This window comes from Pseudomonas sp. FA117, assembly GCF_057370475.1.
This window is the reverse complement of the sequence record NZ_CM170675.1, coordinates 1,138,112-1,158,637: the sequence shown is the minus strand read 5'-3', so window position 1 is coordinate 1,158,637 and position 20,526 is coordinate 1,138,112. Positions and strand designations below refer to the sequence as shown.

Sequence of the window (20,526 nt, the reverse complement as noted above, 5' to 3'; positions counted from 1 at the left end):
AGTAGTTTATTAAGAGTAAGAACTTTTCGGCATTACCAGGAGGGTTCTGCTATCGATTGAAGCAGAAGGAGAAGAGGTGGAGAGTCGATCTGTAAGCCGGGTTTTGTCGAGGACAGTCATTCCTCTACGACGGCCATCACTGGACGCCTCTAGCAACCTACCCGGTTCCGACGCGGGCCACGCCTTATGGAACCCTATTTGGTCTTGCTCCGAGTGGGGTTTACCTAGCCACGAACTGTTGCCAGTCGTGCGGTGCGCTCTTACCGCACCTTTTCACCCTTACCGGCACCGAAGTGCTTAGGCGGTTGTTTTCTGTGGCACTTTCCGTAGGCTCGCGCCTCCCAGGCGTTACCTGGCACTCTGCCCTGCGGAGCCCGGACTTTCCTCCCCCTGCAATTGCGGAACAAAAGCAGGCAGCGACTGTCCGATCGACTCTCCGCCGACAAGGGTAACGGCAGGCGCGGGCAAGAACAAGCGATACTGCAAATAATATCATTACGCCATTAATGGCTTTTCTGTTTATCCAGTGCCGCTTGATACAGAAGATTCTTACGTACGCCGGTAATTTCTGCCGCCAATGCCGCCGCCCGCTTGAGCGGCAACTCCGCCAGCAACAAGTCCAGCACGCGCAGGGCATCGCTGCTGATCGCCTGGTCGTCCTGGGGGGCGCTCCAACCTGTCACCAGCACCACGCATTCGCCGCGCTGCTGGTTGCTGTCATCGGCGACGAACGCGCGCAGCTCGGACAGCGGCAAGCCCTTGAGCGTCTCGAAGGTCTTGGTCAGTTCACGCGCCAGCACGGCCGGGCGCTCGCCACCGAACACGGTTTCCATGTCTTCCAGGCACTCGAGGATGCGATGTGGCGCCTCATAGAAGATCAAGGTGCGCGGCTCTTCCCTGACCTGCTCCAGGCGGGCGCGGCGCCCGACCGCCTTGGCTGGCAGGAAGCCTTCGAAGATGAAGCGGTCCGATGGCAACCCTGCCGCCGACAGCGCCGCGATCAGCGCGCAGGCGCCCGGCACCGGCACCACCTTCACGCCCGCTGCACGCGCCTGGCGCACCAGGTGATACCCCGGATCGGAAATCAGCGGAGTGCCGGCATCGGATACCAACGCCACGTCGTCGCCTGCCAGCAGGCGCGTGATGAAGCGGCTGCCCTCGTCGCGCTCGTTGTGTTCATGGCATGCGGCCAGCGGCGTATCGATGCCGAAATGCTGCAGCAGGCGCACCGAGTGACGGGTGTCCTCGGCGGCGATCAGCGACACCGAGCCCAGCACCTTGAGTGCGCGGGCGCTCATGTCGTCGAGATTGCCGATGGGCGTTGCCACGACATAAAGCGTACCCACTGTGGATTTCGAAGCCCCTGCAACATCAGTCACTGCACACACCTGCCTTGCCGATCAAAGGCGCCATTGTAGCCCGAGCGCCCGCAACAAGGCGCAAAGAACTTCAGTGTCCACCCCCGGCAAGCGACCTATAGTGAAGGATCAGCGTCAGCGACATCGCGCCCCGGCCAGTGCTTGGGTACAATTGCCGGCCAACTTGATCGAGTAACAGGACCCTTACATGATCGCTTGCCTGCGGCTGCTCACAGCCCTCTGTCTCGCTGCCCTGCTGGCAGCCTGCGCCAGCTCGCCCTCATCGAGCCTGGGCGAACTGCCACGCACCCCGGATGCCAGCATCGAGCAACTGCTCGAGAAGGCAGCCTCCAGCAAGTCGCCAGAAGACGCCGCGCTGCTGCGTCTGAGCGCCGCCGACATGGCCTACCGGCAGAAGGACTTCCCACGCGCGGCACGCATCCTCGAGCAGGTTCCGCTCGACTCGATCAAGCCCGCCCAGCAGGTGTTCGCCAGCACCCTGGCCGCGGAACTGGCGATGAGCCGCAACCAGCCCAAGGCAGCCCTCGATGCCCTGTCGCACCCGAGCCTGCAGCGTGTCGGCGAGTTGCCCGAAGAACAGCAGGTACGCACCTACAGCGTGCACGCTGCCGCCCTGGAAGCCGATGGCCAGGCCCTGCCTGCCGCCCAGCAGCGCGTGCTGCTGGCACCACTGCTCAGCGGTGCGGCCGCGGCGAAGAACAACGACGCCATCTGGTCGCTGGTCGCCTCGCTGCCGGCCGAGCAACTGCAGCAACCAGCCAGCAATCCGACCCTGGCCGGCTGGACCAGCCTGGCCCTGGCAGTCAAGAGCGCCGGCACCCTGGAACAGCAGCAGGCCGCCATCGACAGCTGGCGCCAGCAGCACGCCGAGCACCCGGCCGCCCAGCAACTGCCCGACGCCCTGGTCAAGCTCAAGCAACTGGCCAGCCAGCCGCTGACCAAGATCGCCCTGCTGCTGCCCCAGGAAGGCCCGCTGGCCGGCGTTGCCCGCGCCCTGCGCGACGGCTTCATGGCCGCCCACTTCCAGGCCCAGCAGTCCGGCCAGCCGGCGCCCGCCGTGCAGGTCTTCGACAGCTCGCGCCTCACCTCGCTGGACGACTTCTATCGCCAGGCCCAGGCAGCCGGTGTGCAACTGGTGATCGGCCCGCTGGAAAAGCCGCTGGTGAAAAAGCTCGCCGACTATCCGCAACTGCCCATCACCACCCTGGCACTGAACTACGCCGAGGCCGGGCAGAAGTCGCCACCACAACTGTTCCAGTTCGGCCTTGCCGCCGAGGATGAAGCCCGCGAAGTTTCCCGCCGCGCCCGCGCAGACGGCCTGGTCCGCGCCGTGGCCCTGGTGCCGAGCGGTGAGTGGGGCGACCGCGTGCTGGCCGCCTTCCGCCAGGACTGGGAAGGCAACGGCGGCACCCTGCTCGCTGCCGAGCGTATCGCCCAGCCGGTAGCCCTGGCCCAGCAGATCGCCGATCTGTTCCAGCTGCGCCAGAGCGAAGGCCGCGCCAAGAGCCTGCAAAGCGCCGTGGGCGGCAATGTCGCCGCACAGCCGTCGCGTCGCCAGGACATCGACTTCATCTTCCTGGCCGCCACCCCGCAGCAGGCCCAGCAGATCAAGCCGACCCTCAACTTCCAGTACGCCGGTGACGTTCCGGTCTACGCCACCTCCAACCTGTACAGCGCCAGCGGTGACGTGAACCAGTACAACGACATGAACGGCATCCGCTTCTGCGAAACCCCCTGGCTACTCGATTCCACCAACAGCCTGCGTCAGCAGGTGGTGCAGCAGTGGCCGCAAGCCGCAGGCAGCCTCGGTCGCCTGTACGCCATGGGCGTCGACGCCTACAGCCTGGCGCCGCGCCTGGGCCAGCTCAAGGCCCTGCCCGACAACCGTGTCGAAGGCCTGTCCGGCAGCCTGAGCATCAACGCCAACCAGCGTGTCGAGCGGCAACTGCCCTGGGCTGAGTTCGCCGGTGGCCAGGTCAGGCGCCTGCCGGATACCGCCCACTGATGCCCGACGCATCGCCCGCCAGCGCCGGCCTGGCTGCAGAAAACCAGGCCCTCGAGCACCTTCGAGGGCAAGGCCTGCAACTGCTGGCACGCAACTGGCGATGCAAGGGAGGCGAGCTTGATCTGGTCATGCTCGACGCCGATACAGTAGTATTCGTCGAAGTCCGCTACCGCTTGCACGCGGATTTCGGCGGCGCGCTCGAAAGTATCGACGGGCGCAAGCAGAAACGCCTGGCGCTGGCCGCCAGCCTGTTCCTGCTGAAGGAACCCCGCTGGGCCGATCACCCCTGCCGCTTCGACGTAGTCGCCCTGCAGGGCAGCCACCATGCAGGTCGGCCGCTTCAATGGCTGAAAAACGCCTTCGAATGCTGAACCCATTCCGATTTCTTTGCTCTATGTTTCGCGGGCTGGCCCCTGTCGCGCGTCGCGCAGGCCTCCGCCGCACTTAAGGTCACACCAGATGGACATGCAATCCCGAATTCGCCGGCTTTTCGAGGCCAGCATCGCTACCAAGCAACAGGCAATGGACATCCTGGCACCGCATATCGAGCAGGCCAGCCTGGTCATGGTCAATGCACTGCTCAACGAGGGCAAGATGCTCGCCTGCGGCAACGGTGGCTCGGCAGGTGATGCCCAGCATTTTTCCTCGGAACTGCTCAACCGCTTCGAGCGCGAGCGCCCGAGCCTGCCGGCCATCGCCCTGACCACCGACAGCTCGACCCTCACCTCGATCGCCAACGACTACAGCTACAACGAGGTGTTCTCCAAGCAGATTCGCGCACTGGGCCAGCCTGGCGACGTACTGCTGGCGATCTCCACCAGCGGCAACTCGGCCAACGTGATCCAGGCCATCCAGGCCGCACATGATCGTGAAATGATTGTCGTAGCATTGACTGGACGCGACGGCGGCGGTATGGCTTCGCTGCTGCTGCCCGAGGATGTGGAAATCCGCGTTCCCGCCACGGTCACTGCGCGTATTCAGGAAGTCCACCTGCTGGCGATCCATTGCCTGTGCGATCTGATCGACAGCCAACTGTTCGGGAGTGAAGAATGATCCCCAAGCGCCTCGGCCTGATGGCCCTGACCCTGTGCCTCGGTATTTCCGGGTGCAGCTCGGTCCTGACCTCGACTCGCAACTCGCCGATCGAGGATGATCGCGGCACCCGCACCATCGGCAGCAAGATCGACGACTCGCTGATCGAGACCAAGGTCTCGGTCAACGTGGCCAAGGCCAGTCCGGATCTGGACAATGGCTCGCATATCGTCGTGAGCAGCTACAACGGCATCGTCCTGCTCGCCGGCCAGACTCCACGCGCCGACCTCAAGAGCCTCGCCGAGCAGACCGCCGGCCAGGTGCAACGGGTCAAGAAGGTGCACAACGAGCTGCAGGTCATGCAGCCATCGTCGATCCTGGCCCGCAACAACGACACCTGGCTGACCACCAAGATCAAGACCCAGATGATCGGTGACGCCAACGTCCCCAGCTCGCGCATCAAGGTGATCACCGAAAACGGTATCGTCTATCTGCTCGGCCTGGTGACCCAACAGGAAGCCAACGCCGCCACCAGCGTGGTTCAGGGTGTGTCCGGCGTGCAGAAGATCGTCAAGCTGTTCGAATACATCGACTGATACCCTGGCCCGTGGCGCAATGACCGCGCCATGACGCCCATCGCATCAACACCTGCCCCACATCACCAGGAAACGCCATGAAGAAGTCCCTGCTGTCCCTGCTCGCCATCACCGCCTTCGCCACCCTGGCCGGCTGCTCCACCCCGAGCGCGATCACCCTCAACGACGGCCGCGAGCTGCAGACCCTCGACACGCCGAAGTTCGACCGTGACTCCGGCTTCTACGAGTTCAAGCAGCTGGATGGCAAGCCGACCCGCATCAACAAGGATCAGGTCCGCTCCATCAAGGACCTCTGATTCAAGGCGTGAAAAAAAGGCGATCCATACGGATCGCCTTTTTTGTTACTTGTGTCCCGTCCTAAATAAGGTTTACACCTCCCATCCCGAATTTCCGGAGAGTCAGATGGATCAAGGTGTAAAGCGCACACAGCGTGATTACTCGCTGTCTTTTAAATTGGCAGTGGTCGATCAGGTCGAAAAAGGCGAGCTGACCTGCACCCAGGCCCGGGAGCGGTACGGCATCCAAGGAAAATCTACGGTTCTGGTATGGTTGCGTAAGCACGGTCGGCAGGATTGGAGCCAGGGGGCCTCGATCCGCGACGAGAGGAGCTACGCGATGTCTGACCCCAAAACGCTCACTCCAGAGCAGCGAATCAAAGAGCTTGAGCAGCAGCTTGAGCTGATGAGTCAGAAGGCTCAGTTCTTTGAGACGGTCGTTGATGTTCTGAAAAATGACTACGGTGTATCGGTCGTAAAAAAGCGATCCGGCAAGTCCTCACGCAAGGTCAAGTCGCAGGACTGAGCATTGCCAGGGCTTGTCAGTTTCTAGGCATCAGTCGACAGGCATACTACAAGCGCAACCAAGCCGCTGATGACAAAGAGCGCCAGACGGATCGAGTGGTTGAGTTCGTACAGCAAATCCGGATGCGTCAGCCTCGTCTGGGTACACGCAAGCTGCACTATCTGCTGCATTGCCAACCTGACAGACGAGTCCAGGTCGGCCGAGACAGACTTTTCCAGGTCTTGGGTGAGCGCCGCTTGCTAGTGCTCCCTAAGCGGGCGTATCACAAGACAACGCAGAGCTTTCATCGCTTCTATCGTCACCCCAACTTACTCAAGCCCGGGCCAAGCCAGATTGTTCCGACAAGGCCGGAACACGTCTGGGTTGCCGACATTACTTATCTGCCCGCCCGTAACGGCCCGCTGTATCTGAGCCTGGTAACGGATGCGTACTCCAGGAAAATTGTTGGCCACCACGTCCATGAAAGCCTGCATGCCGAGTCAGTGGCGCAAGCCTTCAAGCAGGCCTTACGAAAGCGACGTCGTCGCCAGCCATTGGTCCACCATTCGGATCGAGGCATCCAATACTGCTCGACGCTGTACCAGTCACTGCACCAGCGGCACGACGTTCAGTGCTCCATGACTGATGGGTATGACTGCTATCAGAACGCGCTGGCGGAGCGCATCAACGGAATCCTCAAGACGGAGCTGCTGTTGAGGAGCCCTGAAGATCTTGAGCAGGCGAGGAAGATGGTTGATGAGGCAGTGCAGATCTACAACACAGAACGGCCCCATATGGCCCTAAAAAACAAAACGCCCGATGCGGTGCATCGGGCGTTTTGAGGCCTGTCGGCCTACCTGAACAGGTGTAAACCTATTTCAGGACTAGACATTGACCACCTTGAGGCTTGGCCGACCCGTCGGGCGCGGCGGCTGGCCACCACCCTCCGGCGGGCCGTCGTCATCGGGCTCCATACCTTCATCATCGAGCTCTTCGCCATCCATCAACGGCGGCTCCAGCTCGAAGACCATGCCCTGCCCGTTTTCCCGGGCGTAGATGCCGAGGATGGCTGCGGCCGGCACGAAGAGGGAGTGGGCCACGCCACTGAAGCGACCCTCGAAGCTCACCGCATCGTTGTCCATATGCAGGTTGCGCACGGCACTGGGCGAGATGTTGAGGACGATCTGGCCATCACTGGCGAAGCCCTGGGGCACCTGGACCGCCGGATATTCGGCATTGACCAGCATATGGGGGGTGCAATCGTTGTCGACGATCCACTCGTACAGTGCTCTAACCAGATAGGGGCGACTGGAGTTCATCAACGGCTCCTTAAAGCTTGCGCATTTCACGTTCAGCAGCAGACAGGCTCGCCTGGAAAGGCTCGCGGGCGAACTGTCGCTCCATGTAATCCAGCAGCGGCTTGGCTTGCCGCGGCAGTTCGATACCCATTACCGGCAATCGCCAGAGTATGGGCAGTAGACAACAATCGACCAGGCTTTGCTCCTCGCTCATGAAGCAGGGGAACTCCCCGAACAGCGCCGAAACGCCGGTCAGGCTCTCGCGCAGTGCCTTGCGCGCCTCACCACGCACCGCCTCGCTGGCACGCGGATCGAGAATGCTGTCGGCCAACGCACACCAGTCGCGCTGGATACGGTGCATCAGCAGGCGGCTGTTGCCACGCGCCACCGGATACACCGGCATCAGTGGCGGATGAGGATAGCGTTCCTCGAGGTACTCCATCACCACGGTCGATTCGTACAACGCCAGGTCACGATCGACCAGGGTCGGCACGCTGCCATAGGGATTCACTTCGATCAGCTTGGGCGGCAGACGATCGGCAATGACGTCGATGATCTGCACACTGACGCCCTTCTCGGCGAGAACGAGGCGTACCCGATGAGAATAATGGTCAGCGGGGTCGGAATAGCAGGCTAACCTGTTGGTCGCGCCCATGTAGCTCCTCCTCGCATGGGGATGCTTGAAAACTGCAAATGCAAACGCGCCCCGGGGGCTCCCTGCACTTGCACAGGAGCCCCCAGGGCGCGTTCAACTACCAGAAACTACTGCGTGATCAGTGCACGTCCTTCCAGTATTCGCGCTTGAGCAAGTAGGCGAACACGAAGAAGAAAGCCAGGAACAGCAGGACATAGGTGCCGATGCGCTGGCTTTCCAGTTTGACCGGGTTGGCCGAATAGGCCAGGAAGGTCACCAGGTTCTTGACCTTCTCGTCGAACTGCTCGGGCGTCAGGGTACCGGATTTCGGCTCGATGGTCAGCTGGTCGCAGGCTTCATGGGTCAGCGGGCTGCCCGTCAGCGGGTCGAACTGCTTCTTGCCGTCGACCACGGTCTGGATCTGCTTGCAGCCGATCACCTGGTTGCCCTGCAACCCGACCAGCACGTTGGGCATGCCGACGTTGGGGAAGACCTTGTTGTTGACCCCGTAAGGGCGCGACTTGTCTTCATAGAAACTGTGCAGGTAGCTGTACAGCCAGTCGTTGCCGCGCACCCGGGCGACCAGGGTCAGGTCGGGCGGCGCAGCGCCGAACCAGGTCTTGGCATCGCTCGGCTGCATGCCGATCTTCATGTGGTCGCCGATCTTGGCGCCGGTGAACACCAGCTTGTCGAGCATCACCTCGTGAGGGATGCCCAGGTCATCGGCCACCCGCTCGTAACGCTGGAACTTGGCACTGTGACAGCCCATGCAATAGTTGGCGAAGGTCCGTGCGCCATCCTGCAGTGCGGGCTTGTCGGTCAGGTCGATGTCGACCTTCTGCAGCTCCACGCCCTGCTCGGCGGCGAAGGATAGGGCAGGCATCAGTGCCAGGAACATTACTGCAATCAACTTTTTCATCAGCCAGTCACCCTTTCCGGAACCGGTTTTGTCTTCTCGAGCCTTGTGTAGAACGGCATCAGCAGAAAGTAGGCGAAATACAGCACGGTGCAGACCTGCGACAGCAAGGTCCGCCCAGGCGTAGGTGCCAGCACGCCGAGCACGCCGAGAATGATGAAGGCCACGCAGAACACCAGCAGGAAGATCTTGCTCAACCAGCCCTTGTAGCGCATCGAGCGCACCGGGCTGCGGTCGAGCCAGGGCAGCACGAACAACACTGCGATTGCCGCGCCCATGGCGATGACACCGAACAGCTTGTCAGGTACCGCGCGCAGGATCGCGTAGAACGGCGTGAAGTACCATACCGGCGCGATGTGCTCGGGCGTCTTGAACGCGTTGGCCTGCTCGAAGTTCGGTTTTTCCAGGAAGTAACCGCCCATTTCGGGGAAGAAGAACACCACGGCGCAGAACACGAAGAGGAACACCACGACCCCGACGATATCCTTGACGGTGTAGTACGGGTGGAAGGGAATGCCGTCCAGCGGCACGCCGTTCTCGTCCTTGTGCTTCTTGATGTCGATGCCGTCCGGGTTGTTCGACCCCACTTCGTGCAGCGCCAGGATGTGCAGCACCACGAGCCCGAGGATGACGATCGGCAAGGCGACCACATGCAGGGCGAAGAAGCGGTTCAGGGTGATACCGGAGATCAGGTAGTCGCCGCGGATCCATTGAGTGAGGTCATCGCCGATCAGCGGGATGGCACCGAACAGCGAGATGATCACCTGGGCACCCCAGTAGGACATCTGCCCCCAGGGCAGCAGGTAGCCCATGAAGGCCTCGGCCATCAGCGCCAGGTAGATCAGCATGCCGAACAGCCAGACCAGTTCGCGTGGCTTCTGGTACGAGCCGTACAGCAGCCCACGGAACATGTGCAGGTAGACGACGATGAAGAACGCCGAGGCGCCGGTGGAATGCAGGTAGCGCAGGATCCAGCCGTACTCGACATCGCGCATGATGTACTCGACCGAGGCGAAGGCCTCTTCTGCCGAGGGTGTGAAACTCATGGTCAGCCACACGCCGGTAACGATCTGGTTGACCAGCACCAGCAGTGCCAGGGAGCCGAAGAAGTACAGGAAGTTGAAGTTCTTGGGCGCGTAATACTTGCTCAGGTGGTCTTCCCACATCTTTGTGGCGGGGAAGCGAGCATCAATCCAGTCCATGAACTTGCTCATCATGCGTTCTCCTGATCGACGCCGATGACGATGATGTCGTCCGATTCATACGAGTGCGGTGGCACTGGCAGGTTGAGCGGCGCCGGCTGCGACTTGTAGACGCGCCCGGCGAGGTCGTAGTGCGAACCGTGGCAGGGGCAGAAGTAGCCACCGACCCACTTCGGACCGAGATCGGCAGGGGCCACCTCAGGGCGGAAGGTAGGCGAGCAACCCAGGTGGGTGCACAGGCCGACGAGAATGAGGATTTCCGGCTTGATCGAGCGCACCTCGGGGTCGACGTAGGTCGGCTGCACCGAGGCCTTGGACTCAGGGTCGGAAAGCTCCGGCGTGAGCTTCTTCAGGTTGCCGAGGATTTCCTGCGTCCGCCGCACGATGAAAACCGGCTGGCCACGCCATTCGGCAACCATCTGCTGACCGGGCTCGACCTTGGCGATGTTGACCTTCACCGGTGCCCCTGCGGCTTTCGCCTTGGCACTGGGGAACCATGACCCCACGAACGGTACCGCAGCCCCCACTGCCCCCGCAGCCCCCACCACGGATGTGGCAGCTACGAGGAAGCGGCGCCGGCCTGCGTTGACGCCGTCATTGCTCATTCAGTCCTCTCCCATCAGCTTTTTCTCGCCCGCTGGATCAGGCGTCTATTAGTAATGTCTGTGGCGCTAAAAATTGGTCGCCATGGTAAGAAACAAATCCACACACTGACAAGGTGATTACCCCTGGTTCGGGCTACAACCCTCGCTTTGCTTGATCTGCGTCTATGTGGCAACTCGGCCCGGACATGCTGACAGGTTAGTTCAAGACATAAAAAAAGCCCGGTTCCAGGGAACCGGGCTTTTTCGACTGCCGAAGCGGTATTAACGCTTGGAGTACTGAGGACGCTTACGCGCTTTACGCAGACCCACTTTCTTACGCTCGACTTCACGAGCGTCGCGGGTGACGTAGCCAGCACGACGCAGGGCGCCACGCAGGGTTTCATCGTATTCCATCAGGGCGCGGGTGATACCGTGGCGGATAGCACCGGCCTGACCGCTGACACCACCACCGGAAACGGTGACGTAGATGTCGAACTTCTCGACGGTTTCGGTCAGCTCCAGCGGCTGGCGAACAACCATGCGAGCGGTTTCACGACCGAAGAACACGTCCAGAGAACGGTTGTTGATGGAGATGTTACCAGTACCCGGACGCAGGAAAACGCGAGCGGTTGCGGTCTTGCGACGGCCAGTGCCGTAATTTTGAGTCGCCGACATAATGAACTATCCCGTTAGATCTTCAGTTCTTGAGGCTGCTGAGCAGTGTGAGGGTGGGTAGCACCCGCGTACACTTTCAGCTTGCGGTACATGTCGCGACCCAGCGGGTTCTTCGGCAGCATGCCTTTGACCGCGGTCTCGATGACGCGCTCAGGGGCCTTGTCGATCAGCTTCTCGAAGCTGATTTCCTTGATGCCACCTGGGAAGCCGGAGTGGGAGTAGTACATCTTGTCCGAAGACTTGGCACCAGTTACACGAACCTGCTCGGCGTTGATGACGACGATGTAGTCGCCGGTGTCAACGTGAGGAGTGTACTCAGGCTTGTGTTTGCCGCGCAGACGGGTAGCGATTTCGGTAGCCAGACGACCCAGGGTCTGACCAGCGGCATCGATTACGAACCACTCGCGCTTTACTGTTTCCGGTTTAGCAGTAAAAGTTTTCATTCTCTAAAGCCTCAGAGGCCGCCCAGCGAAAAATAGACGGCGAATCTTACTGGATAGTGCACAGCTTGCCAAGGGCAAGCGCGCAGCCGAGCACGGACGCTTTTGGGGGCTCGGGTCGGGCACGCCCATGATCGACGGGGTTCTTCCTGCGTGGTGGTGCATCACTTCCGCCACACGGAGAGGCCCAGCATTATCCAGATTGCGCAAAGATTTTCAACCTGCTTTGATGGTTTCTTTGTCCAGCAGAGAGCCTTCCGATGGAATACCGCAAGCTCGGCCGTACCGATCTCGACGTCAGCGCCCTGTGCCTGGGTACCATGACCTGGGGCGAACAGAACGTTCAGGATGAGGCCTTCGAGCAGATCGCCCTGGCCAAGTCCGCCGGCATCAACTTCATCGACACCGCCGAAATGTACCCGGTGCCGCCACGCCCGGAGACCTACGCGGCCACCGAACGCATCATCGGCAACTGGTTCCGCGCCAACGGCGACCGGGACGACTGGATCCTCGCCAGCAAGGTCGCCGGCCCGGGCAACGGCATCAGCCACATTCGCGACGGCCAGCTCAAGCACAACCGCCAGCACATCGTCGCGGCCCTGGACGAGAGCCTCAAGCGCCTGCAGACCGACCGTATCGACCTGTACCAGTTGCACTGGCCGGAACGCTCCACCAACTTCTTCGGCAAGCTGGGCTACCAGCACCTGCCCCACGACCTGTTCACGCCGCTGGAAGAAACGCTGGAGGTGCTCGACGAACAGGTGCGTGCCGGCAAGATCCGCCACATCGGCCTGTCCAACGAAACCCCGTGGGGCACCATGAAGTTCCTGCACCTGGCCGAGAGCCGTGGCTGGCCGCGGGCAGTGTCGATCCAGAACCCCTACAACCTGCTCAACCGCAGCTTCGAGGTGGGCCTGGCGGAAGTGGCGATCCGCGAGCAATGTGGCTTGCTGGCCTATTCGCCGCTGGCCTTCGGCATGCTCTCGGGCAAGTACGAGAACGGCGCTCGCCCGGAAAAGGGCCGCCTGACCCTGTTCAGCCGCTTCGCCCGCTACTCCAACCCACAGACCGTGGCCGCCTGCAGCCGCTACGTGCAACTGGCCCGCGAGCACGGTCTGGACCCGGCGCAGATGGCCCTGGCGTTCGTCACCCGCCAGCCGTTCGTGACCAGCAACATCATCGGCGCCACCGACCTCACCCAACTGCAGAGCAACCTGGACAGCGCCCGCCTGGTGCTGAGCGACGAACTGCTGGCGGCGATCGAGGCACTGCACCAGCAGCAGCCGAATCCGGCGCCTTGAGCCTGGATCTGTATCGCGCCCTTCGCGGGCAAGCCCGCTCCTACAGGATTTCACTGCCCTCAGGGCCTGTGCAGAACCTGTGGGAGCGGGCTTGCCCGCGAATCAGGCGGCTCGATTCATCGGGGTAGACACAATCGCCAAAAAATAAGACGATCCAGCCGGTGATTGACCACTCTACCCTATAAGAACAATGACAATGATGTTTACCCAACCCTCCGCGTCGCTGCGGCGCGTCAGCATCCTGGCCATTGATAAAGTGTTCGCTTCGACACTGATGCAGGCCAAGGACTTCTTCCACCTCGCCAGCCTGCGCTACAGCAAGCAACTGGGGCTTGGCCTGCAGTCGATGTTCGAGATTCACCTGGTGAGCCCCGACGGCCAGCCGGTGGACAGCTTCAGCGAGGTGCAGCTCCCGGTCGACGGCGCGCTGGGCGACGCCGATGTGATCATCCTCCCGGCTTTCTGGGACGACTTCGACAACCTGCTGGCCCGCTACCCGCAGGTGCTGCCGTGGCTGCGCGAGCAACACGCCCGTGGCGCCGTGCTGTGCGGCGAGGCCAGCGGCGTGTTCTGGCTGGCCGAATCCGGCCTGCTCGACGGCAAGGAGGCGACCACCTACTGGCGCTTCTTCAACAGCTTCGCCGAGCGTTTCCCCAGCATCCGCCTGAACCAGGACAAGCACCTGACCGACGCCGACAACCTGTACTGCGCCGGCGGCACGACATCAGCCTGCGACCTGTACATCTACCTGATCGAGCGTTTCTGCGGGGCCAACGTCGCGCGGGCCGTGGCCCGCGACATCCTCTACGAAGTGCAGCGCAACTACACCCCGGGGCGCATGGGCTTCGGTGGGCAGAAACTGCATCAGGACCTGATCATCCTGCAGATCCAGCACTGGCTGGAGGAACACTTCGCCGACAAGTTCCGCTTCGAGGACGTGGCGCGCAACCACGGCATGAGCATCCGCAACTTCATGCGTCGCTTCCAGACCGCCACCGGCGACAAGCCCCTGCACTACCTGCAGCGCCTGCGCATCGAGACGGCCAAGGGCCTGCTCTCCAGCACGCGCAAGAGCATCAAGACCATCAGTTACGAGGTAGGGTACGACGACGCGAGCTTCTTCGCCCGCCTGTTCCGCCAGCATACGGAGCTGTCGCCGAACCAGTATCGGCAGCAGTTCATGCAGGAAGCCTGAGGCCGATGGGGCTGCTTTGCAGCCCTTTCGCGACACAAGGCCGCTTCTACAGGGATACGGGAATGCCTGCAGGAGCGGCCCTGGTTCTCAGGGCTTGTGGGCTCGCGAGAGGAATTCGTGGGACTGCATTTCCAGCAGGCGGCTGAGGGTACGCTGGAACTCGAAGCTCAGGCGCCCACCGGTGTACAGGTCCTTGAGCTCCACCTCTGCCGAGATGATCAGCTTGACGTTGCGGTCGTAGAACTCGTCGACCATGTTGATGAAACGGCGGGCGATGTCGTCGGTGGTGACGCCCATCTGCTCGACGTTGCTCAACAGCACGGCATGGAAGATCTTGCCCAGCTCGATGTAGTCGTTCTGGCTACGCGGGCCGTCGCACAGGGCGCGGAAGTCGAACCAGGCGACGTCGTCGCAGGTACGCAGGGCATGGATCTCGCGGTTCTCGATCACCAGCACGTCGTTCTCGACCGCCTGGGTGCACTCGGGCGTGAGCGCCTTGAAGCTGGCCCGCATGCTTTCGTGGGCCGCCTCGTTGAGCGGGAAGTGGAACAGCTCGGCCTGCTCCAGGTGCCGCAGGCGATAGTCGACGCCGCTGTCGACGTTCACCACGTCGGTGTACTGCTTGATCATGGCGATGGCCGGCAGGAAGCGCGCGCGCTGCAGGCCGTCCTTGTACAGGCCGTCGGGCACGATGTTGGAGGTCGCCACCAGCGACACGCCGTTCTTGAACAGTTCTTCCATCAGCGTGCCGAGGATCATGGCATCGGTGATGTCGGAGACGAAGAACTCGTCGAAGCAGATCACCCGGGCTTCCTGGGAGAAACGCTTGGCGATGATGGTCAGCGGGTTCTTCTCACCCTTGAGGGTTTTCATTTCCTCGTGCACGCGCTTCATGAAGCGGTGGAAGTGGGTGCGCATCTTCTCCTTGAACGGCAGCGCCTCGAAGAAGGTGTCGACCAGGTAGGTCTTGCCCCGCCCTACCCCGCCCCAGAAGTACAGGCCCTTGACCGGCGTCTGCTCCTTCTTGCCGAACAGCTTGCCGAACATGCCCGGCTTGTTGTTCTGCGCCGCGATCAGGTCGTCGTACAGGCGCTGCAAGTGACGCACCGCCGTTTCCTGCGCCGCGTCATGGAAGAAGTCGGGGCGTTTCAGATCTGCTTGATATCGTTCTAGGGGCGTCATGATTCGTTAGCGAGACAACAAAAAACGGGCCGTCACTGTAGCGACCGGCCCGCCTAATGGCAATCAGACTTGTGTCAATATGCCTCAGTCCTGCTGGGGCGCCAACGCCTCACGCAGGCTCAGCACCGCCGCATCACGGGCGCTTGCATCGGCGAATTGCGGCCCGTCGGCCACCTGCTCGCCATCGAGCCACAGGCTGAAGCCCAGGCCATCTAAACGCACATCGGCCTCCCCGCCCTGCTGCAACTGCTTGCTCACCGCGCCTGCGCTCTTGCCGTCGGCGAAGCTGCGCGACAGCAGCAGTTGCTCGCCGTCGGCCGCCAGCAGGCGGAAGCGGAAGCTGCCGTCTTCGTCGCGGAAACTGACGAAGCGCGCACTCTTGGCGGCCTTCTTCTTGACTTCGGTACCGGCCTGGACACTGCTGCGGAACGAACGCAGGCCAACAGACTCGCGCAGTTGCTCGAGGAACGGCGTGGCGATCTTGCGGGCCTTGGCGGCGCCGGCCAGGAGGATGTCTTCCAGATCCGACGGACGCGAGATCAGTTGATGGTAGTGCTCGCGCTTCTCGGCCAGCTGGCCGTCGAGCAGCTGGAACAGGCGGCTCTTCGCCTCGCCCCAGCCCAGGCCTTGCAGCAGCTCGTCGCGGAACTCGGCGGCCTGAACGGCGGTGGCGAAGGCCTGGTACAGGGTGAACAGGTGCGAGTTGTCCGGATCCTTCGCTTCGCCCGGGGCGCGCGAGTCGGTGACGATACGCGAGATGGCGTCCTTCATGTCCTTGGCGCTGGTGAACAGCGGGATGGTGTTGTCATAGCTCTTGGACATCTTGCGACCGTCCAGGCCTGGAAGCGTGGCCACGCTTTCCTCGATCACCGCCTCCGGGAGGACGAAGAACTCCTTGCCCTGTCCGAACAGGTGGTTGAAGCGCTGGCCGATGTCACGGGCCATCTCTACGTGCTGGATCTGGTCACGGCCGACCGGCACCTTGTGCGCGTTGAACATGAGGATGTCGGCGGCCATCAGCACCGGGTAGCTGTACAGGCCCATGGACACGCCGGCGTCCGGGTCTTCACCGTTCTCCAGGTTCTTGTCGACCGAGGCCTTGTAGGCGTGGGCGCGATTGAGCAGGCCCTTGGCGGCAACGCAGGTCAGCAGCCAGGTCAGCTCGGGGATTTCCGGAATGTCGGACTGGCGATAGAAGGTGACCTTGTCCGGATCCAGGCCGCCGGCCAGCCAGGTGGCGGCGATTTCCAGGCGCGAGCGCTGGATGCGCAGCGGGTCGTCGCACTTGATCAGGGCGTGGTAGTCGGCCAGGAAGTAGAACGAGTCGGCACCGGGCTGCTGGCTGGCGAGAATCGCCGGGCGGATGGCGCCGGCGTAGTTGCCCAGGTGCGGGGTGCCGGTGGTGGTGATACCGGTGAGAATGCGCGTGGTCATGGGTGATCGCTTATTCAGGCTTGGCTCAGTTCGAAAGACGCGGCAGCACCAGATCCTTCAGATCGGTCAGCTTGCCATGGAAGAAGTGTCCGCATTCTGCCACTTTCAGCAGCTCATGGGGGCGCGTCAGTGCGTCGGACCATGCGTAGACCAGCTCAGGATCGACCACCTCGTCGGTGTCAGGCTGTACCACGGTGACCGGGCAGCGCTGCGGCATCGGGAATTGTTCGGTCAGGCGCATCACCGCCGGGGCAATCATGAACAGATGTTGCAGCTCGCTCCCGGCGCCTTCCAGACGCCCGGCCAGGCTGGCAGCGACGAAGCCACCGAACGAAAAGCCCATCAGCACTAGCGGCAATTGCGGGTGCTGCGCTTGCAACCAGGCCGCCGCGGCCTCGGCATCGGCCACTTCGCCGGCGCCCATGTCATGGCTGCCGGCACTCTGGCCGACGCCGCGGTAGTTGAAGCGCAGGGTGATGTAGCCGGCATCGCGAGCCGTGCGTTGCAGGGTCGAGACCACCTTGTTGAGCATGGTGCCGCCCTGGACCGGGTTAGGGTGGCAGATCAGCACCACGCCACGGGCATCGGCCACGTCCAGGTACAGCGCTTCGAGCTGGCCACTGGGGCCATCGATGAACAAGGGGGTTTCGCGGACAAGCAAGGCACTACTCCGTGACCTCGAGAGGGGTCGATTCGTCTAGATGGGGAATTCTGTTCTGATTTGCGATCGCTCGCGGTATACAGCGCAGGTCTGAGCCGTTAACGTAAAGCAAAGCCGTTTATAGAGGAAGGACTCGTGGAACACTCGCTCCTTGTTTGGTTGCTGCCGACCCTGGCACTGGTCGTTGGTGTCGTCGTCGGTTTCGCCCTGGCCCGCCTTCTCCCCAACGCGGCTCCCAGCAGCACGCAACGCCAGCTGGATGACATCCAGCAGCGTTTCGACAATTACCAGAATGAAGTGGTGACCCACTTCAACAGCACCGCTTCGCTGGTCAAGAAACTGACCCAAAGCTACCAGGACGTGCAGGATCACCTGGCCGATGGCGCCAACCGCCTGGCCCTGGACGAACTGACCCGTCAGCGCCTGCTGGCTTCGCTGCATTCGGAAGCCGCGCAAGGCCCGCGTGATCGCCTGACGCCACCGAAAGACACCGCCGAAGTGCCACGCGACTACGCGCCCAAGGCACCCAACTCGCCGGGCATGCTCGACGAGAGCTACGGGCTCAAGCGCTGAAAAACAACAGGAATGCAGAAGGCCGCGTACAGCGGCCTTTTTTGTGCCTGCCTGGAGTGGCCCTGGCGGACATCCCATGGCTCACATCAGGCGCACCGCTGCAGCGCCTGCCCGAGATCGGCCAGCAGGTCCTCGATATCTTCGAGCCCCACCGACAGGCGCACCAGCCCTTCTGAAATCCCGTGGTGGGCGCGCTCCTCGGGCGTATAGCTGGAGTGGGTCATGCTTGCCGGGTGCTGCGCCAGCGACTCGGCATCGCCCAGGCTCACCGCACGGCTGAACAGCTGCAGCGCGTTCATGAAGCGTCGCCCGGCCTGGATCCCGCCCTTGAGCTCGAAGGCGATCATCCCGCCCGGCAGGCGCATCTGCCGCTGCGCCAGGCCGAACTGGGCGAAGCTCGGCAGGCCCGGATAACGGATCACTTCGACCTGGGGCTGACGCTCGAGGAACTGCGCCACGCCCAAGGCATTGCTGCAATGGCGCTCCATGCGCAGGGCCAGGGTCTTCATGCCGCGCATCAGCAGCGAGGCGTCGTGCGGCGACAGGGCCGCGCCGGTCATGTCCTTCAGGCCTTCCAGGCGAATGCGGTCGACCAGCGCCTTGCGCCCCACCACCAGGCCGGCGGTGATATCGCCATGGCCACTGAGGTACTTGGTCGCCGAATGCACCACGAGATCCGCGCCCAGCTCCAGCGGGCGCTGCAGGTAAGGGGTGCAGTAGGTGTTGTCGACCACCACCGGCAGGTCATGCCTGCGTGCCACACCGACCACCGCCGCGATGTCCACCAGTTCCATGTTCGGGTTGGCCGGGCTTTCGAAATAGATCATCCGCGTACTGGGCGTGATCGCCGCCTCCAGCGCGACAGGATCGTTCAGGTCGACATGCGTCACCCTGACCCCGAACTCGCCGATGCCATGGTGCAGGAAGGCGAAGGTGCAGCCGTACAGGGTGTTGCCGACGATCAGCTCGTCACCGGGGCGCAGCAGGGTCCAGAGGGTGGAGGTAATGGCGCCCATTCCCGAGGCCAGCGCCAGCCCGGCTTCGCCACCCTCGAGCGAGGCCATGCGCTGCTCCAGCAGGGCCAGGGTCGGGTTGGAGATGCGGCTGTAGAAATGCCCGCCCTGCTCCCCGGCGAAACAGGCCGCGCCGTACTCGACGCTTTCGAAGGCGTAGGTCGCGGTCTGGTAGACCGGTGGCACCAGCGCTCCACCGTGGGACAACGGATCGTAGCCATGGTGGATGGCCCGCGTGGAAAAACCGGTCTTGCCAACGGCAGTGCGCATGACAACAGCCTCCTTGTTGTTTGTTCTAAGCTTATGCCCTGGCACCGCCGATTTTTTTCCAAATTTTCCCGAGAGCATCGGCAGTTCTGGAACAAAAACAACAATCCGACTTGAATAAAGGCACAGCATGCCAGCCCCTCTCGACCGCACCGACCGCGCCCTGCTCGGCGCCCTGCAGGACAACGCCCGGCTCACCGTCGCCGAACTCGCCGACCAGGTCGCCCTGACCACCTCGCCGTGCTGGCGACGGGTCAAGCTGCTGGAGGAAGCCGGCTACATCACCGGCTACCAGGCCATCCTCTCGCCGAAGTCGCTGGGCTTTGGCGTCACCGCGTTCGTCAGCATCATGATGGAATCGCACAACAAGGACGCTGCCCGCGCCTTCGAACAGCGGCTGATGGAAATCCCGGAAATCGTCGCCTGCCACAACATTTCGGGGCGCTACGACTTTCTCCTGGAAATCCTCGCCCGCGACCTGGAGTCGTTCGGCGAGTTTGCCCGCGAAGTGCTGCAGACACTGCCCGGGGTGAAGGAGATCTATTCGAGCTTTTCGTACAAGGCGGTGAAGGAACGGCGGGTGATACCCGTGGGGGAGAAGCATATATAGGGGCTTGCACAGGGCGCCAGCCCTGGCCGACACCAGTAGCGGAGCTTTCCTACTCGCCACAAAAAAACGACCCGCGCAGAACTCGGCAATCGGAATCTATTCCCTGGCTGGCCAAGCGTTGATCATGGGGCACCTCACCCTGTCGTGCACAAGGAGCCCGAACGACATGGCCACACCCATCCCCACTCACATCGCCCAAAAGCTCGCTGGACAACATTTCACCAGCTTCGACCAGTTCTCCAGCACTTTCTGGATGACCATCGCCGAAGACCCGGTACTCTCGAAGCAATTCGTCGAATCGCAATTGAACCGGATCAAGAAAGGCTGGGCGCCTCGCGCGCCTTTCGGTGAAACGGCCAGAGGCTTGCGTTCCTACCAGATCTGCCACCTGCTGCCGCCGGCGCTCAGCGCAGTGGTGTACGACATGGACAACCTGCGGATCATGAGCGCCCTGCAATATGCGCTGTCCTCGGAGGTCGAGGAATGATCACCTTCAGGCAGCAGTTGAGCGACTACGCAACTGAGGAGTTCGAATCACTGGTCGAAATGCTGATCACCGCACAAGGTTCGTCAAGCTTCCAGGATGGGTTGCTGGAGCACTTCATCGACATCACCACTCACCCGCAGGGATCAGACCTCATCTACCACCCTGAATCAGGTACAAGCCAGTCGGCGAACAGCATTGTTCAAGAGGTGATGACGTGGCGGCAGGATAATGGGCTGGCCTGAACGGACCCACCCCAAAAAAG

At 62.2% G+C, this 20,526-nt stretch carries 24 protein-coding genes and 1 other RNA gene; 12 read left to right on the top strand and 13 right to left on the bottom strand.

The features are described from left to right. Window positions 1-76: 76 nt before the first annotated feature. Window positions 77-436: RNase P RNA component class A (rnpB, locus tag AC1TXO_RS05445), an RNA gene on the bottom strand. Window positions 437-503: 67 nt separating this feature from the next. Further along, window positions 504-1,298, bottom strand: a complete 795-nt coding sequence (gene rsmI, locus AC1TXO_RS05440; RefSeq protein ID WP_486406795.1) for a 16S rRNA (cytidine(1402)-2'-O)-methyltransferase — start codon at window positions 1,296-1,298, stop codon at window positions 504-506. Window positions 1,299-1,566: 268 nt separating this feature from the next. Between rsmI and AC1TXO_RS05435 the strand changes: the two genes are divergently transcribed. From AC1TXO_RS05435 to AC1TXO_RS05410, 6 genes are all read left to right on the top strand, one after another. Next, entirely contained in the window at window positions 1,567-3,384 is a 1,818-nt protein-coding gene (locus AC1TXO_RS05435) for a penicillin-binding protein activator (RefSeq protein ID WP_486405371.1), read from the top strand. Then, entirely contained in the window at window positions 3,384-3,755 is a 372-nt protein-coding gene (locus AC1TXO_RS05430; RefSeq protein ID WP_486405370.1) for a YraN family protein, read from the top strand. The genes AC1TXO_RS05435 and AC1TXO_RS05430 overlap by 1 nt, the downstream gene beginning before the upstream one ends. Window positions 3,756-3,843: 88 nt before the next feature. Beyond that, window positions 3,844-4,437 (top strand): phosphoheptose isomerase, encoded by a 594-nt coding sequence (locus AC1TXO_RS05425; protein ID WP_486405369.1) that lies wholly within the window; start codon window positions 3,844-3,846, stop codon window positions 4,435-4,437. Then, window positions 4,434-5,012, top strand: a complete 579-nt coding sequence (locus tag AC1TXO_RS05420) for a BON domain-containing protein (protein WP_486405368.1) — start codon at window positions 4,434-4,436, stop codon at window positions 5,010-5,012. Before AC1TXO_RS05425 ends, AC1TXO_RS05420 begins: the two co-directional genes overlap by 4 nt. Window positions 5,013-5,089: 77 nt before the next feature. Next, entirely contained in the window at window positions 5,090-5,308 is a 219-nt protein-coding gene (locus AC1TXO_RS05415; protein ID WP_486405367.1) for a YgdI/YgdR family lipoprotein, read from the top strand. Window positions 5,309-5,414: 106 nt separating this feature from the next. Beyond that, window positions 5,415-6,634 (top strand): IS3 family transposase gene (locus tag AC1TXO_RS05410; RefSeq protein ID WP_486404325.1). Its coding sequence is split into 2 segments (ribosomal slippage): window positions 5,415-5,763 and window positions 5,763-6,634, totalling 1,221 coding nucleotides; the frame shifts between segments, so codons are not numbered across the junction. Window positions 6,635-6,676: 42 nt separating this feature from the next. Here the strand turns inward: AC1TXO_RS05410 and AC1TXO_RS05405 are convergent. The 7 genes from AC1TXO_RS05405 to rplM form a co-directional block, all read right to left on the bottom strand. Continuing rightward, window positions 6,677-7,111 (bottom strand): ClpXP protease specificity-enhancing factor, encoded by a 435-nt coding sequence (locus AC1TXO_RS05405; protein ID WP_486405366.1) that lies wholly within the window; start codon window positions 7,109-7,111, stop codon window positions 6,677-6,679. A gap of 10 nt (window positions 7,112-7,121) precedes the next feature. Continuing rightward, complete coding sequence (locus AC1TXO_RS05400; protein WP_486405365.1) at window positions 7,122-7,745, bottom strand: glutathione S-transferase N-terminal domain-containing protein; 624 nt, start codon at window positions 7,743-7,745, stop codon at window positions 7,122-7,124. Between the two features lie 118 nt (window positions 7,746-7,863). Further along, the gene (locus AC1TXO_RS05395; protein WP_486405364.1) at window positions 7,864-8,643 is read right to left on the bottom strand and encodes a cytochrome c1; all 780 of its coding nucleotides are present in this window, start codon (window positions 8,641-8,643) and stop codon (window positions 7,864-7,866) included. Further along, entirely contained in the window at window positions 8,643-9,854 is a 1,212-nt protein-coding gene (locus tag AC1TXO_RS05390) for a cytochrome b (protein WP_486406794.1), read from the bottom strand. The genes AC1TXO_RS05395 and AC1TXO_RS05390 overlap by 1 nt, the downstream gene beginning before the upstream one ends. Further along, window positions 9,854-10,447, bottom strand: coding sequence for a ubiquinol-cytochrome c reductase iron-sulfur subunit (gene petA / locus AC1TXO_RS05385; protein ID WP_486405363.1), 594 nt, complete (start codon window positions 10,445-10,447; stop codon window positions 9,854-9,856). Before petA ends, AC1TXO_RS05390 begins: the two co-directional genes overlap by 1 nt. A gap of 261 nt (window positions 10,448-10,708) precedes the next feature. After that, complete coding sequence (rpsI, locus tag AC1TXO_RS05380) at window positions 10,709-11,101, bottom strand: 30S ribosomal protein S9 (protein WP_003260797.1); 393 nt, start codon at window positions 11,099-11,101, stop codon at window positions 10,709-10,711. A gap of 14 nt (window positions 11,102-11,115) precedes the next feature. Beyond that, on the bottom strand, window positions 11,116-11,544 hold the full coding sequence (rplM, locus tag AC1TXO_RS05375) for a 50S ribosomal protein L13 (protein ID WP_054893988.1): 429 nt from the start codon (window positions 11,542-11,544) through the stop codon (window positions 11,116-11,118). Between the two features lie 257 nt (window positions 11,545-11,801). On the opposite strand from rplM, the gene AC1TXO_RS05370 reads away from it, so the two are divergent. Together AC1TXO_RS05370 and AC1TXO_RS05365 are read left to right on the top strand one after the other, a co-directional pair. After that, window positions 11,802-12,842, top strand: coding sequence for an NADP(H)-dependent aldo-keto reductase (locus tag AC1TXO_RS05370; RefSeq protein ID WP_486405362.1), 1,041 nt, complete (start codon window positions 11,802-11,804; stop codon window positions 12,840-12,842). A 274-nt stretch (window positions 12,843-13,116) separates the two neighbouring features. Beyond that, window positions 13,117-14,037 carry a GlxA family transcriptional regulator gene (locus AC1TXO_RS05365; protein ID WP_486406793.1) on the top strand — a complete coding sequence of 307 codons (921 nt, stop codon included), beginning with the start codon at window positions 13,117-13,119 and terminating at the stop codon, window positions 14,035-14,037. An 87-nt stretch (window positions 14,038-14,124) separates the two neighbouring features. Here the strand turns inward: AC1TXO_RS05365 and zapE are convergent, their stop codons facing one another. From zapE to AC1TXO_RS05350, 3 genes are all read right to left on the bottom strand, one after another. Further along, a complete protein-coding gene (zapE, locus tag AC1TXO_RS05360; protein ID WP_486405361.1) occupies window positions 14,125-15,219 on the bottom strand; it encodes a cell division protein ZapE in 1,095 nt (364 codons plus the stop codon). Window positions 15,220-15,303: 84 nt separating this feature from the next. Then, window positions 15,304-16,653, bottom strand: a complete 1,350-nt coding sequence (locus tag AC1TXO_RS05355) for a tryptophan--tRNA ligase (RefSeq protein ID WP_486405360.1) — start codon at window positions 16,651-16,653, stop codon at window positions 15,304-15,306. 25 nt (window positions 16,654-16,678) lie between these two features. After that, complete coding sequence (locus AC1TXO_RS05350; RefSeq protein ID WP_486405359.1) at window positions 16,679-17,314, bottom strand: alpha/beta hydrolase; 636 nt, start codon at window positions 17,312-17,314, stop codon at window positions 16,679-16,681. A 135-nt stretch (window positions 17,315-17,449) separates the two neighbouring features. Between AC1TXO_RS05350 and AC1TXO_RS05345 the strand changes: the two genes are divergently transcribed. Beyond that, window positions 17,450-17,887 (top strand): Z-ring associated ZapG family protein, encoded by a 438-nt coding sequence (locus AC1TXO_RS05345; protein WP_054893983.1) that lies wholly within the window; start codon window positions 17,450-17,452, stop codon window positions 17,885-17,887. A gap of 86 nt (window positions 17,888-17,973) precedes the next feature. Here AC1TXO_RS05345 and AC1TXO_RS05340 read toward each other — a convergent pair whose 3' ends face one another. Then, window positions 17,974-19,170 carry a methionine gamma-lyase gene (locus AC1TXO_RS05340; protein ID WP_486405358.1) on the bottom strand — a complete coding sequence of 399 codons (1,197 nt, stop codon included), beginning with the start codon at window positions 19,168-19,170 and terminating at the stop codon, window positions 17,974-17,976. 127 nt (window positions 19,171-19,297) lie between these two features. Between AC1TXO_RS05340 and AC1TXO_RS05335 the strand changes: the two genes are divergently transcribed. The 3 genes from AC1TXO_RS05335 (at window position 19,298) to AC1TXO_RS05325 (ending at window position 20,506) form a co-directional block, all read left to right on the top strand. Continuing rightward, window positions 19,298-19,777: an Lrp/AsnC family transcriptional regulator gene (locus AC1TXO_RS05335; protein ID WP_486405357.1), complete on the top strand. Its 480-nt coding sequence runs from the start codon at window positions 19,298-19,300 to the stop codon at window positions 19,775-19,777. A gap of 166 nt (window positions 19,778-19,943) precedes the next feature. Next, window positions 19,944-20,264: an S-type pyocin gene (locus AC1TXO_RS05330; protein ID WP_486405356.1), complete on the top strand. Its 321-nt coding sequence runs from the start codon at window positions 19,944-19,946 to the stop codon at window positions 20,262-20,264. Further along, complete coding sequence (locus AC1TXO_RS05325) at window positions 20,261-20,506, top strand: bacteriocin immunity protein (protein WP_486405355.1); 246 nt, start codon at window positions 20,261-20,263, stop codon at window positions 20,504-20,506. The genes AC1TXO_RS05330 and AC1TXO_RS05325 overlap by 4 nt, the downstream gene beginning before the upstream one ends. Window positions 20,507-20,526: the final 20 nt, after the last annotated feature.

What these genes read in the sequence shown, in the direction of transcription:
- AC1TXO_RS05405 (WP_486405366.1), bottom strand. Translation starts at nt 7,111, where the DNA reads ATGAACTCCAGTCGCCCCTATCTGGTTAGAGCACTGTACGAGTGGATC.
- AC1TXO_RS05325 (WP_486405355.1), top strand. Translation starts at nt 20,261, where the DNA reads ATGATCACCTTCAGGCAGCAGTTGAGCGACTACGCAACTGAGGAGTTC.
- AC1TXO_RS05420 (WP_486405368.1), top strand. Translation starts at nt 4,434, where the DNA reads ATGATCCCCAAGCGCCTCGGCCTGATGGCCCTGACCCTGTGCCTCGGT.
- rsmI (WP_486406795.1), bottom strand. Translation starts at nt 1,298, where the DNA reads ATGAGCGCCCGCGCACTCAAGGTGCTGGGCTCGGTGTCGCTGATCGCC.
- AC1TXO_RS05400 (WP_486405365.1), bottom strand. Translation starts at nt 7,745, where the DNA reads ATGGGCGCGACCAACAGGTTAGCCTGCTATTCCGACCCCGCTGACCAT.
- zapE (WP_486405361.1), bottom strand. Translation starts at nt 15,219, where the DNA reads ATGACGCCCCTAGAACGATATCAAGCAGATCTGAAACGCCCCGACTTC.
- petA (WP_486405363.1), bottom strand. Translation starts at nt 10,447, where the DNA reads ATGAGCAATGACGGCGTCAACGCAGGCCGGCGCCGCTTCCTCGTAGCT.
- AC1TXO_RS05425 (WP_486405369.1), top strand. Translation starts at nt 3,844, where the DNA reads ATGGACATGCAATCCCGAATTCGCCGGCTTTTCGAGGCCAGCATCGCT.
- AC1TXO_RS05415 (WP_486405367.1), top strand. Translation starts at nt 5,090, where the DNA reads ATGAAGAAGTCCCTGCTGTCCCTGCTCGCCATCACCGCCTTCGCCACC.
- rplM (WP_054893988.1), bottom strand. Translation starts at nt 11,544, where the DNA reads ATGAAAACTTTTACTGCTAAACCGGAAACAGTAAAGCGCGAGTGGTTC.
- AC1TXO_RS05370 (WP_486405362.1), top strand. Translation starts at nt 11,802, where the DNA reads ATGGAATACCGCAAGCTCGGCCGTACCGATCTCGACGTCAGCGCCCTG.
- rpsI (WP_003260797.1), bottom strand. Translation starts at nt 11,101, where the DNA reads ATGTCGGCGACTCAAAATTACGGCACTGGCCGTCGCAAGACCGCAACC.
- AC1TXO_RS05435 (WP_486405371.1), top strand. Translation starts at nt 1,567, where the DNA reads ATGATCGCTTGCCTGCGGCTGCTCACAGCCCTCTGTCTCGCTGCCCTG.
- AC1TXO_RS05430 (WP_486405370.1), top strand. Translation starts at nt 3,384, where the DNA reads ATGCCCGACGCATCGCCCGCCAGCGCCGGCCTGGCTGCAGAAAACCAG.
- AC1TXO_RS05355 (WP_486405360.1), bottom strand. Translation starts at nt 16,653, where the DNA reads ATGACCACGCGCATTCTCACCGGTATCACCACCACCGGCACCCCGCAC.
- AC1TXO_RS05390 (WP_486406794.1), bottom strand. Translation starts at nt 9,854, where the DNA reads ATGAGCAAGTTCATGGACTGGATTGATGCTCGCTTCCCCGCCACAAAG.
- AC1TXO_RS05365 (WP_486406793.1), top strand. Translation starts at nt 13,117, where the DNA reads ATGCAGGCCAAGGACTTCTTCCACCTCGCCAGCCTGCGCTACAGCAAG.
- AC1TXO_RS05340 (WP_486405358.1), bottom strand. Translation starts at nt 19,170, where the DNA reads ATGCGCACTGCCGTTGGCAAGACCGGTTTTTCCACGCGGGCCATCCAC.
- AC1TXO_RS05335 (WP_486405357.1), top strand. Translation starts at nt 19,298, where the DNA reads ATGCCAGCCCCTCTCGACCGCACCGACCGCGCCCTGCTCGGCGCCCTG.
- AC1TXO_RS05395 (WP_486405364.1), bottom strand. Translation starts at nt 8,643, where the DNA reads ATGAAAAAGTTGATTGCAGTAATGTTCCTGGCACTGATGCCTGCCCTA.
- AC1TXO_RS05330 (WP_486405356.1), top strand. Translation starts at nt 19,944, where the DNA reads ATGGCCACACCCATCCCCACTCACATCGCCCAAAAGCTCGCTGGACAA.